The 12,432-nt window shown below is 63.2% G+C and carries 9 protein-coding genes and 1 tRNA gene; 1 reads left to right on the top strand and 9 read right to left on the bottom strand.

The window, feature by feature from the left end:
* Positions 1 to 2: 2 nt before the first annotated feature.
* Positions 3 to 2,027 (bottom strand): excinuclease ABC subunit UvrB, encoded by a 2,025-nt coding sequence (gene uvrB, locus HLA98_RS01005; protein ID WP_057500258.1) that lies wholly within the window; start codon positions 2,025 to 2,027, stop codon positions 3 to 5.
* A 92-nt stretch (positions 2,028 to 2,119) separates the two neighbouring features.
* On the opposite strand from uvrB, the gene HLA98_RS01010 reads away from it, so the two are divergent.
* Positions 2,120 to 2,680 (top strand): GspH/FimT family pseudopilin, encoded by a 561-nt coding sequence (locus HLA98_RS01010; protein WP_232015563.1) that lies wholly within the window; start codon positions 2,120 to 2,122, stop codon positions 2,678 to 2,680.
* A gap of 60 nt (positions 2,681 to 2,740) precedes the next feature.
* Here the strand turns inward: HLA98_RS01010 and HLA98_RS01015 are convergent.
* From HLA98_RS01015 to ppnN, 8 genes are all read right to left on the bottom strand, one after another.
* A tRNA-Asn gene (locus HLA98_RS01015) sits at positions 2,741 to 2,817 on the bottom strand.
* A gap of 73 nt (positions 2,818 to 2,890) precedes the next feature.
* Positions 2,891 to 3,304 carry a type IV pilin protein gene (locus HLA98_RS01020; RefSeq protein ID WP_049446493.1) on the bottom strand — a complete coding sequence of 138 codons (414 nt, stop codon included), beginning with the start codon at positions 3,302 to 3,304 and terminating at the stop codon, positions 2,891 to 2,893.
* 23 nt (positions 3,305 to 3,327) lie between these two features.
* Positions 3,328 to 8,007, bottom strand: a complete 4,680-nt coding sequence (locus tag HLA98_RS01025; protein ID WP_080392866.1) for a pilus assembly protein — start codon at positions 8,005 to 8,007, stop codon at positions 3,328 to 3,330.
* Positions 8,004 to 8,513, bottom strand: a complete 510-nt coding sequence (locus HLA98_RS01030; RefSeq protein ID WP_307741273.1) for a pilus assembly PilX family protein — start codon at positions 8,511 to 8,513, stop codon at positions 8,004 to 8,006. The genes HLA98_RS01025 and HLA98_RS01030 overlap by 4 nt, the downstream gene beginning before the upstream one ends.
* Positions 8,503 to 9,684 (bottom strand): PilW family protein, encoded by a 1,182-nt coding sequence (locus HLA98_RS01035; protein ID WP_049446492.1) that lies wholly within the window; start codon positions 9,682 to 9,684, stop codon positions 8,503 to 8,505. Before HLA98_RS01035 ends, HLA98_RS01030 begins: the two co-directional genes overlap by 11 nt.
* The gene (gene pilV / locus HLA98_RS01040; RefSeq protein WP_049446490.1) at positions 9,684 to 10,154 is read right to left on the bottom strand and encodes a type IV pilus modification protein PilV; all 471 of its coding nucleotides are present in this window, start codon (positions 10,152 to 10,154) and stop codon (positions 9,684 to 9,686) included. The genes HLA98_RS01035 and pilV overlap by 1 nt, the downstream gene beginning before the upstream one ends.
* Complete coding sequence (locus HLA98_RS01045) at positions 10,151 to 10,666, bottom strand: GspH/FimT family pseudopilin (RefSeq protein ID WP_049446489.1); 516 nt, start codon at positions 10,664 to 10,666, stop codon at positions 10,151 to 10,153. Before HLA98_RS01045 ends, pilV begins: the two co-directional genes overlap by 4 nt.
* A gap of 161 nt (positions 10,667 to 10,827) precedes the next feature.
* Complete coding sequence (ppnN, locus tag HLA98_RS01050) at positions 10,828 to 12,216, bottom strand: nucleotide 5'-monophosphate nucleosidase PpnN (RefSeq protein ID WP_049446487.1); 1,389 nt, start codon at positions 12,214 to 12,216, stop codon at positions 10,828 to 10,830.
* Positions 12,217 to 12,432: the final 216 nt, after the last annotated feature.

The following is a 12,432-nucleotide window of genomic DNA, read 5'->3' on the forward strand; positions in this document are numbered from 1 at the left end:
GTTCAGCCCAGACTCGCTTCCTTCAGCTGCCGGATCTGGTCGCGCACGCGGGCGGCATCCTCGAATTCCAGGTTCTTGGCGTGCTGGTACATCTGCTGTTCCAGCGCCTTGAGACGGGACGCCAGCTGGGCCGGATTGAGTGAACGGTAGTCGGCCCCCTCTTCGGCCACTCCCGCCCGGCCCTTGCCCTTGCCCTTCTTGGCCTCCTTCTCGGCGGCGTCCGAACGGGCGCCTTCCAGCACGTCGACGATCGGACGCGCCACCGATCGCGGCACGATGCCGTGCTCCTCGTTGTACTCGACCTGCTTGGCACGACGGCGGTCGGTCTCATCGATCGCGGCCTGCATCGAACGGGTGATCTTGTCCGCATACAGGATCGCCTTGCCACGCACGTTGCGCGCGGCACGGCCGATGGTCTGGATCAGCGAACCGGTGGAGCGCAGGAAGCCCTCCTTGTCGGCATCCAGGATTGCCACCAGTGATACCTCGGGCATGTCCAGGCCTTCGCGCAGCAGGTTGATGCCCACCAGCACATCGAACTTGCCCAGGCGCAGGTCGCGGATGATCTCCACGCGCTCGACCGTATCCACGTCCGAGTGCAGGTAACGCACGCGGATACCGTGTTCGGTCAGGTATTCGGTGAGGTTCTCGGCCATGCGCTTTGTCAGCGTGGTGACCAGCACCCGGTCACCGGCCTTGATGCGCGCGTTGGCCTCGCTCATCAGGTCGTCGACCTGGGTGCCCACCGGGCGGATCTCCACCACCGGGTCGATCAGCCCGGTGGGACGTACGACCAGCTCGGTGATCTCGTCGCCGGCCTCGCGGTACTCATAGGGGCCCGGCGTGGCCGACACGTAGATGCTGCGCGGGCAGCGCTCTTCCCACTCCTCGAAACGCAGCGGCCGGTTGTCCAGCGCCGAGGGCAGCCGGAACCCGAACTCGACCAGGGTCTCCTTGCGCGAGCGGTCACCCTTGAACATGGCACCGATCTGCGGAATGGTCACGTGCGATTCGTCGATCACCAGCAGCGCGTCGGCCGGCAGGTAGTCGAACAGGGTCGGCGGCGGTTCGCCGGCGTTCTTGCCGGTCAGGTGCCGGGAGTAGTTCTCGATACCGTTGCAGAAGCCGACCTCGGCCATCATTTCCAGATCGAACTGGGTGCGCTGCGCCAAGCGTTGCGCTTCGACCAGCTTGTTCTGCGCGTACAGCTGCTCCAGCCGCTCCTTCAGCTCGACCTTGATCGTCTCGATCGCCGCCAGCACACGCTCGCGCGTGGTCGCGTAGTGGGTCTTCGGGTAGACCGTGAAGCGCTGCATGTTGCGCAGTGTCTCGCCGGTGAGCGGGTCGAACAGGGTGATCTTCTCGACCTCGCCATCGAACAGCTCCAGGCGCAGCGCTTCGCTGTCCGACTCGGCCGGGAACACGTCGATCACTTCGCCACGCACGCGGAACGTACCGCGCTGCAGCTCGTACTCGTTGCGCGTGTACTGCAGCTGGGTAAGGTGATTGATCAGGTCGCGCTGGTCGATGCGCTCGCCCTTGGACAGGATCAGGCGCAGCGACAGGTAGTCTTCCGGTGCGCCCAGGCCGTAGATCGCCGACACCGTCGCCACCACGATCGCATCCGGGCGCGACAGCAGGGTCTTGGTCGCCGCCAGCCGCATCTGCTCGATGTGCTCGTTGATCGAACTGTCCTTCTCGATGAAGGTGTCCGACGACGGCACGTAGGCTTCCGGCTGGTAGTAATCGTAGTAGCTGACGAAGTACTCCACCGCATTGTGCGGGAAGAACGCCTTGAACTCGCCATACAGCTGCGCGGCCAGCGTCTTGTTCGGCGCCATGATCAGCGTCGGCTTCTGCACGTTCTGGATGACGTTGGCGATGGTGTAGGTCTTGCCCGAGCCGGTCACGCCCAGCAGCGTCTGCTTGGCGATGCCCGCTTCGAAGTTGCTGGTCAGCTTCGCGATGGCATCAGGCTGGTCGCCTGCCGGCGAGTACGGCGAGACGAGTTCAAAACGGTCGCTCATGGTGGTGCCAGTTCCCGGGAATGGTGAGTATACGGGGCATGGAGTGACGGCCTGCTGAGGGGTTTCCGGGCAGGCGAGCGCGGCGGTGCCTGATGGTGAATGCCCCGGCGTACGGCGAGGCTGTAGGCATGTCCCTTCGCCATCGCCCTGCCCGCCTCCACCGCGGGCTCCATCTGATCGAGTTCCTGATCGCCGTCATGGTGTTGGCGGTCCTGCTGGCGTTGGCGTGGGGCCCTTGGCAACGCATGTTGCGGCACTTCCAGGCGGAAACGCTGCGCGCCGAACTGGTGACCAGCCTGTCGATGGCACGCAGTGCCGCCATCACCGAACGCCGCCGCGTGACGGTCTGTGGCTCGTCGGATGGCATGACCTGCGACCAGGCATGGCGCCAGGGCTGGCGGGTACAGGTCGAACCGGCCAACAGCGCAACCGGCGCCGGAAGGGAACTGCGCGTGCACAGGACACGCCAGCGTCATGTCGACCTGCGTACCAGCGATCATCGGCCCGACGTGCGGTTCCGGCCCGACGGCCGCAATGCCGGCACCAACCAGTCCATCGCACTGTGCGTGGACGGGCAGGAGCACAGCCGCGTCATCATCAGCGTCCCGGGACGGGTCAGGAGCCAGCGCCCGCAAAGGCCCACCGCCTGCTGAAACCTGCGACGCCATCGTGAAAACGAAAAAAGCCGCGATCTCTCGCGGCTTTTTCGAATCTGGCGCCCGAAGTTGGACTCGAACCAACGACCCCCTGATTAACAGTCAAGTGCTCTAACCGGCTGAGCTATTCGGGCGGGGTGCGCATTTTAGCCAGCGTTCGCCGGGGAGTGCAAGCCTTTTATGCAATGTGGCGAAACGGCCCGCCCTTCACCAGCATCCGGGCCCCTTGCTGGCATTCGGCGTCTTTCGTCCGGCCTGGTCCAGGGTCAGTGTGCCGCAGTCGTCCTTCTTCTGGATCTCGGTCGGTGCCGCCTGGAGGGTAAAGGAGGTGCCATTCGGCGTTCCCACGTAGGAAAGCGTGTATCTGGCGGTACCGTCCCGCGGCGATTGCGAGAACGGCAGCGTCATGCCCGCATAGGTGTTCTCCACGGTATGCCGCCGCTCCAGCATCTGCGCCAGCTCGACCAGATCGGCCTTGGCCTGGGCACGATTGGCCTTGCGCACATAGGCCTGGTACGAAGGCAACGCGATTGCAGCAAGAATGGCGACCACGGCCACAGTGATCATCAGCTCGATCAGGGTGAAGCCGGTGGCGGTTCGACGCCTGCTGTACACATGCATGGGCAACCTCGATATCGGATTCATCAACGGATCTGCCGCCACGATTGCCGCCCACAGGGCCGTGGCATGTAAAGCGGATCGGCGCCGGCCGCACGCAGCACGAACGTACACTGGCTGGCCTGCAGCATCTTGTCGACCGTGCACCCGGTGTCGCCAGGTTTGCAGGGCGTAAGCTTGGGCACAAAGATGTTGGTGTCCTTCACTGGCGGCCCTTGGCTGAGATCACCCTTCTTGGTCAGGGCGACACCACCGCAGTTGCCGGTGCACAGCGCTTCTCCGCCGATGGTTGGGCTCAAGCCGGACATCTGGCCACCACCGGTCAGCAGATTCAGACCGTACAGCCAGTTCACGCCACCGCCGCTGCCGCAGATGGCGGTACCTGGCACATAGGACGTGAAGAACACGATGCCGTTCTGCACACGGGGGTTGCCGACGAAGCGTTCGCCTTCGACTGCCGATCCGGCCTGCAGGTCCACATACCAGCCGCGGGCCGAACCGTAGTTCACCGCATTGCGGGTGACATCACGCAATTGATAGCCGCTGGCCGATGTGCCGGTAGTGATCACCTGCTGTACCAGATTGTCGCGCGTGCCAACCGCACTGGCGAGGTTATCCCAGATGCCATACAGCGACTGCACTGGCGAGGTGCTGCTGACCGCATTGTCATCGGCGGCGAAATACTGGCCGGTACCGAAGAACAGACTGATACCGCCGCCCGGACCCGTGCTGATCTCGATGCCGCTCATGATCGGCTGCGGGCTGTTGTTGCGCGTAGCGGTGAACAGCGGCGTTCCAGACAGGGCAATGTTCCAATCGGTCGGATCGGTGCTGGAAAGATCGAACTTCCAGATATTGCCCTGCATGTCACCGCCATACACAGTGTCGGTGATGCCGTCATTGTTCTTCAACGCCACCGTGGCGATGTTGATCAGGCCATTGCGTGCGGCGTACTTGGCACCTACCGGCGAAAGCCGCTTGAGTACCTTGCCGGTCTGGATATCAACCACGAACAGCGCTGCCTTGCCGCTGGTGGAGTTGACGCCATTGCCGAAGATCGCAACGAAGCGCGGCGCAGCGTTGGCATCGGCGCCCTTTACCGCCACCACAGCCGGCTTGCCCAGCACGAACCCGAGATCCGACTCTGTCTTCCCCGAGACTTCCCACAACACACTCGATGCACCGAACGCGGTCGGATCGCTGACATTCAGCGCGAACACGGAGCCATTGCCTACGCTCGTCGCATTGGGCGCCTTGCTGGAGCCACCACCACCCGTGGTGCCCACCAGCACCGTGTTCCAGGCATCCCCGTAGTAGACGTCGGACGACGTCAGTGGGCCATCCACGTAGTAGCGATGCCCATACTTGGGATTGGCCAGCTCGGCAATGTGCTGCATGGCAGCTGACGGAATGAAGGCCAGTTCTTCGGTACCTCCGGATGCTCCATTCGAACCGTTGAAACCATGCACCATCCCGTCATTGGCGCCAACATAGATCATCGTCGGCGGCCCCGAGGTCGCGCGCTTCGCTTTCAGGAAGGTGTCATAAGACGTGCCCAGCGTCGCCTTCCACTTGACTGTCGACTGCCTCGCCCAGCCTGCATAGCCGAAGTCATCCGTTTTGGAGACGATCTCGGTGGTGGAATTGACGATGTCACCCAACGGCGAAGTACGCGAACGGAGTCCGCTCACCGCCGCGCCGCGCAGATAGTTGACCAGGGTGGTCGAGGTCTGATTCGCGAACCATGCAGGAATCGAGTCACTGAATCCCAATGCCGACAGCTTCGCCCGCTCATCGTTGCCCGGCAGATTGGTGGCCAGGAACTCGTTCGCATTGACCGGGGTCACCGTGCCATCGGACGCGGTCTTGGTCGGGGACGTTGCCATGTAGATGCGGCGCGTGGCACTGCCGATGCTGCTGGACGCCTTCCACAGCACGGCTCCATCCGCACCCTGGCCATCGACCTGGGTGGCAATGACATCACCGGTCCAGTCCACAGTGCCAGAGGGCACGCTGTAGTGGGACGATACGGTGAACGAGTTGGTCGAAATGCGCGCGCCACTGCCGCTGCCACCGACCGGCGCATCACCTTCCGCTGCGCTGTTGAAGATCGCCTCCAGCGCCTCCTTCAGTTTGGTCGGATTGCGTGCCAGGAAGTAGTTATCCGGCACCCCTGGCTTCTTGCTGTCCCACTTCTTACCGGCCGGGACACCGTACTTGGCGGCATACCACAGCGGGCTCTGCAACTGGCCCGCCGCAGTGGTAGAGGCCTTGTACTTGATGACTACCGGCCTCTGCCAGTTGCTCGGGAAGTTGTTTGTGCTGGTCAGCACGGAGCCATTGCTGTTGCCCGGACGCAGTGCCAGACGCTGCACGGTGCTGGAGGCATTTGAGCCTGTGATCGTGTAGCCCGTCAGCATTGCGTTGCCAGCGTACGCCGACAGGTTCTCGATCCGGATGAGCACTTCATCCTCCTCGACCTTGCCGGCCAAAGTCGTGCCAATCCAATCCACCCCTTTGTTTGCAGTTGTGTAGTCGCACAGTCGCGTATTGCCCGCGGCACTGTTGCTCACTTTCGCATCAGCACGCCAGCAGATGTTGTTGAAGGTGCCGGTATCGTTGCACGCGGCGCCCACGCAGTAGCTCAGCATGGCAACGACGTCGTTGTCATGGTCATTGCCCCACAGCGAGTCTTCCCACACCAGCGAGAAGCTGCCGGACTTCGCATCTGTCCGGTAGGGACGGCCATAGACCAGCTTCCCGCCAGTGTCGTTGGCCTGCTTGGTGCCAATGCCGACCGAACCCAGGAAACAGCTGCGCCAGCCCGTGCTCGCTGCCGTTGCGCCTGGGGTGTTGTTGGCCTGGCAGAGTGGGGCCAATCCGATCTTGCTGTTGCCCACCGCGATCTCGAACTGCGGGAGGTTCTCCGCCATGGCAACGGCATAGGTGGTGGCAGTGACCTTGTACGTGCTTGGTTTGTTCTGCACGTTGGGACGCAGATCGGTCTCAGCTGCGGCCTTGGCCAGTCCCGCCATCAGGAAGCTGCCTTCCATCGAAGGAATGTCGGGGCAGATACCACGCGCCTTGCTGAGGCCGCTGATTGTCTGCCCTTGGCAGATATCGCTGTGGGTATCAAGTGAGGTGTAGCGCGGCGTATCACCCACGCGACCGATCATGTAGCTCTTGCCAGCGATTCCTTCGGCCGTGCCGACTGCATCGGTCGCGGACACCGCAGACGCAAGGCCGGTCACGGAACCGACGTTGTCACTGTCGAAGGACGGCAGGCCCGAAGACAGCACCAGGATGTTGCAGGTCGCACAATAAGAGTTGCCACCTTCTGCGGGCAGGCGGTAGGGATCCTTCCAGCTGATATTGGTTGGCAGGCCGCTGAGATCTCCGCTGTCACTATAGACCTTGGAACCCGCAGTGATGTAGCGCAGCGCCTCCGCATACATTTCCGCCAACGGATTGCCCCAGGCACTGCACTTCTGGCCTCCGGTTCCCGGATCGGTCAGATTGCCATTTCCCTTCTGGTCCTGGCGGTTGAGGATGCCGTAGGTGTTGCAGTCATTCCAGTTGTTGGACCAGTTCCAGTTGTCCAGACGGAAGCTTGAAATCGCATTGATCACGCCCTCATCGTCGGCTTTGGCGCTTCCCGTCAGGTTCAGGTAGCAGAACTGCCCCGTAGACAGGTCGATTTCATCACCCACACCGCAGAACTTCGTACCGTTGCCCGCGATCTTGCCGATGTTCCGCCGCAGGACACCGCCATCCCGCGGGTTGGCGTAGGTTCCCGTCACGAGCCCAAAGCGCAGTCGCCCGCTCTCACCGTAGGTCTGCAGCAGCCCGGCCGGCTTGAAACGGTCGGTGATGCCATCGTTGTATTTGCGGCAGAAACTCTCACGCACCGTTGAGCTGGCATCACACACCTCCACGCGCACGGTGTAGTCCGTGGCCGAGCGGGGAATGTCCGCGTAGCCATCGGCGGTGCTGGCACGTCCGGTATCGCACTGGTTGCTGGCCGTCGAGGCCCACTCGCCCAGTGCACCTTCGGCCACGCGCATCAGCGGCGCCCCGGTTGCAGAACGGGTCACACTGCAGAAGCTGAAGGTTGTCCCGCTTCCAGCAAGGTTGGCGAACTCGCGAAGATTCGATCCACTGTAGACCTTGACCCACGCATGCAGATCGCTGGGGATCGGCGCCCGTTCCAACACCGTCTTTTCCTTCGTATCGGTGAAGCGCTGGCCGCCGTACAGCACGTAGCGCATCACATCCAGGCGACTCATCGTCACCCAGTTGAGGAAGTTGCCCGACCACGCGCCGCTGCAGCTGTGCTTGTTGGCGCCCTTTGCCTCTGCACTGGCCTTGAAGACACCGCTGTTGTACGAGTAACAGAGGTTGTAATCGAAGTAGCCTGAGTAATCGAACTTGTCCTGGTAGGTGGTGTCCAGCACCCCGTCCCCGTCCAGGTCGCTGTAATCGCTGTAGGCCTTGTTGAACAGCTGCTCGTCACGCGACATCACCATCATCATCAATGGCGGCTGGCTCTGCTTGCTGTACAGCGGCTCCTGCGCGATGTCGTAGTCACCAAGCGCGGCCTGCAGAGGAATGATCAACGCGGCAAGGCCGGCAAGCGCAGCAATACCCACACCGGCCCGCAGCCAGGTGGAGGAACGAAGTCGAAGGAAACGGCGCTCGCTGTTCATGGGATGAAGATCGTATCGATGACCGCACTGGCGGACGCATTGGAGGGATCGTCACTGGCAAGCGCCGTGACCTGATAGATGTTCCCGGTTTCTTCGTTCTGTCGGCCGCCGGTGCGCCGGCTGGACGCTGCAAAGCACTTGTCGATGCGACGCGTATAAGTGGACTTGGTCTCGCTGAGACCATCGGCCCAGGTCTGCGGATCGTAGGAGGGACTGCATTCCTCCTGGCTGGCCTTGAAGATGCCCCCGTCAGCCAGCGCCTTCTCGATGGATTTCTCGGTCTGCCGGGCGTCGGCCTCAGCATTCTGGAAGGCAACGTTGCTGCGCAGATAGTTGGCAGCCATCCGTTCCTGCATGCTTGTGACCTGCATGCCGGCGATGCCCAGCAGGGCCATCAGCACCAGCATGATCAGCACGACGTACAGCACCGCGCCGCGCTGGGAACGCGGTGAATGCAGAGAATGGCGGCGGGCGGGATGGGTACGCATGGTGGCCTCAGTTGCCATACAGGCGATTGCGCAGAGCGATCGTGCTCTGGTAGGCGGCGCGCATGCGGCCGTCAGAAGGCGCGGTGTAGGTCACGCCGAGCGCGGTCAGCGGCGTGCTTGAACTGGCCTGGACAGATGCGGCCGGGTCTGGACTGGACACCACCAGCCCCAGTTGCACCGTGCCCACGCGCTGCCAGCCACGCGAGGCCGGCACGATGGAGGCCTGAACATCGGTCGCGGTACCCTGGCGATCAATGTAGCCGGTCGGCGACACCGTGCTCAGACCGTGATCCTGGCCATACAGCAATTGCATGTTCTCCACGCCCTCGACCAGCGCCTCTGCTGGTCCCGCGACCAGGGCAGCACCGGGCTTGGCGGTGAATCGAAGGCGATACAGCGACGATTGCTTGGTCGTAGCGTCGTAGCCCACGTACAGGATGGACGTCTCGGCGCGATACAGCACCGCCTGGCCGGGCTGGTAGTTGCGGGCGATGGCCACGTCGTTGTTGGGTGCAGTGCCCACTGTCACGGTACCGGCCTTTGCGTCGATCGCACGAGCTTGGAAGACCGTGGCGGAAATGCAGTCGGCCACACCGAACAGCCCCGGGTCGGTAACTCCGCTATCAAGCACGGCAAGACGTTTTGGATCAAAACTGAAAACCGGCTGGGCAACCGTTCCGGCTACCGCGGTGACCGGCACACCGGTCGGCACCAGATAGCGCAGAGCGACGATATCGCTGCCATCGACCCGGTTCTTGATGGCCGCGGCGAACTCACTCGGCAACGCCGGGGAGTACTTGGTGCCCCCCGTTGACGGAGTTGCCGCCAACGTCACTGCGTCGCCCGGCTTGGTATTCGTTGCTTCGTAGCCCTGAATCGACCGCGCGAAGTCCAGCGCGGGGTGTCCTCCCGCAGCAAAGGTGGTTGCCAAGGTGCCCTGCGGATCATGCGCCTGATCGTTCACGCAACCGAAGTGCCCCGCCATGCGCAGTTCGCGTTGCAGGGAGTCCATCGCGAAACGACTGTTCTCTTGGACCCGCGCAAGCCCTTCAGACAGCTGGTAGGCCGTGCGTGAAGCGGCGAACACCTGGACCACGCCCAGCATGATGATCAGGCCGATGGTCAGGGCGATCATCAGCTCGATCAACGACAGGCCACTCATCGTTTGGCGGGAGCGCATTCTGGTCATCACAGCAGGCTCTCGGCAGCAAAGGTGGTGTCAGCCTTCGAATCGGGATTCCAACGCTCATCGCCCCAGCTGACCGATACCCGTACCCGGCCGTCATTGACAGTCACCGTTCCGGACGCCGAGTCACCCAGTGCGCGGCCGAGGCGACAGCGCCAGTCGCGGGTGAAGTCATCCTTGCCGATATCCTTGCCGATGGACGGCGCGCAGTCCCCCTTGCCGGTGGTTGCAGCATAGGTACCGGCATAGCTGAGCGCGTTGATCCGGTTGGCACGGATCTGATCAAGCAGTTCGTACCCCAGGTTGGTGGCCTGGGTGCGATAGTTCGCGCTCTGCACGAACCGTACATTCATCGTCTGCAGCAGCGCGAAGCCCAGCAGGCCGATACCCATCACCAGGATCGCGATCATGACCTCGATCAGGGTGAAACCTCCCTGCGCCGCACGGTGCGGTTGGAAGCCGATCTTTCTCATGAGCAACTCTCCTTCAACAGCCGCACCTGTCCCGTAGGCGATATGCGCAGCGTTCGCTGCAGGGGCTGCTCGCCACACTTTTCAGGGCGCAGTGTCACATCGACTTCCGCGTTGGCGCGATTGCGGCCACGGCCATCGAAGCCGATGGTCAACGCTTCGGTTGCGGACTTCATGGTCGGGCGACCTTCGCTGTAGCGCAGCACGTTCTCACCGGAATCAAGCGCCCCGTTGCCGTTGCGATCCTCCCAGACCATCCAGCCGTCGGCCCAGCTGCTGCCATCACACTCTTTGCCCGCTGTGGATGCGCATACAGCCCCACCACGCGTGTTTTTTATCGCCTCGGAACGGGCAAGCGCCAGCGACGCGATCAGTTCGTTGGTCGTCGTGGCCACACGATTTGAGCGGATCGTACTCTGGAAGCTGGGATAGGCGATGGTGCTCAGGATCGCCAGCACGGCAACCGTGACCATCAACTCAACCAGCGTGAAGCCGTTTTGCCGGCGCAAAGACATTGGACGCTCCCCAGCGTGTTGGTGGCCACGATGGGCCATCGCCCCGCCACCGGCAAGCGGCGGCAGGATGAACGGTCAATCCGGGGCGACGGGCGTCAAAGGCTTGACGACCCGCCCTCCCCTGCCCGTGCCGGCGCGATCCCCATCGCGCCGGCGCAGGCTCAGGCCAGCACCTGGTAGCAGGGCTGGTATTCGCCGGAGATCTTCATGCGGCGCTGCTCGACGAAGGCGCGCAGCAGCGCGTCCAGGGCCTGCATCATGTCGGTGTCGCCATGGATCTGGAACGGCCCGAACTGCTCGATGCGGCGCATGCCGTCTTCCTTCACGTTGCCGGCCACGATGCCCGAGAACGCCCGGCGCAGGTCGGCCGCCAGCGCATGCGGTGCACGCCCGTGGTGCAGGTCCAGCGCGGCCATCGCTTCGTGGGTCGGCACGAACGGCTGCTGGTACTCCCACGGAATCTCGATCGACCAGTTGAAGAAGAACGAGTCCTTCTGCGCCAGGCGGTGTTCGCGCACGCGCTTGATGCCGTTGGCCATCTTCTTGGCCACCGCCACCGGGTCACCGATGATGATCTCGTAGCGCTCGGCAGCCTCATCACCCAGGGTCAGGCGGATGAAGCGGTCGATCTGCTCGAAGTACGGCGCTGCCACCGTCGGGCCGGTCAGGATCAGCGGGAACGGCAGGTCCTTGTTTTCCTCGCGCAGCAGGATGCCGAGCAGGTACAGGATTTCCTCGGCGGTACCGACGCCACCGGCGAACACGATGATGCCGTGACCGATGCGGACGAAGGCCTCAAGGCGCTTCTCGATGTCCGGCATGATCACCAGGTGGTTGACGATCGGGTTCGGCGACTCGGCGGCGATGATGCCCGGCTCGGTCAGGCCGATGTAGCGCGTCACGGTACGGCGCTGCTTGGCATGGGCGATGGTGGCACCCTTCATCGGGCCCTTCATTGCACCCGGGCCGCAGCCGGTGCAGATGTCCAGGCCGCGCAGGCCCAGTTCATAGCCCACCTGCTTGGTGTACAGGTATTCGTCGCGCGAGATCGAGTGGCCGCCCCAGCACACCACCAGGTTCGGGTCGCCCGGGTTGAGGATGCGCGCATTGCGCAGCAGGCCGAACACCGCGTTGGTGATGCCTTCGGACGATTCCAGCTCGGCCGCGTAGGCCGGGCCCATCTCGATGGCCATGTAGGCCAGGTCGCGCACCACTGCGAACAGCAGTTCGGCGACACCGCGGATGATCTCGCCATCGACGAAGGCCATCGCCGGTGCGTTGACCAGGTCGATGCGCACGCCGCGATCCTGCTGCGCCACCTGGATGTCGAAATCGGGATACAGATCGCGCGCCGCACGCGGATCGTCAGATGCGCTGCCGCTGGTCAGCACCGCCAGCGCGCAGCGGCGCAGCAGTTCATGCATGCCGCCGGCGGAGGCATCGCGCAGGCGGGCCACTTCGGCCCGCGACAGCACATCCAGCCCACCGCGCGGGTAGATCCGCGCATCCTGCACCGGCAGTGCACGGGCTGATTTTTCGTTCGTGGTCATGTCCAATTTTTTGCTTCCTTCAAGGTTTCCGACTGTACTGCCGCCCCCTTAAAAAGCAAAACGGCCGGGAAGCCCGACCGTTGGATGTGTGCTTCCCGCGTTCGCCTTTCCGGGACCGCATCGGCGGCATTGGCACCGCGCACATTTCCGGATGCTACGCCGATGCCGGGGGACCTGCAAGGACTTTCGCATGAAAGGAAAACGGCCGGGTTTCCC

This window comes from Stenotrophomonas africana (genome assembly GCF_013004645.1).
Taxonomy (GTDB): Bacteria; Pseudomonadota; Gammaproteobacteria; order Xanthomonadales; family Xanthomonadaceae; genus Stenotrophomonas; species Stenotrophomonas africana.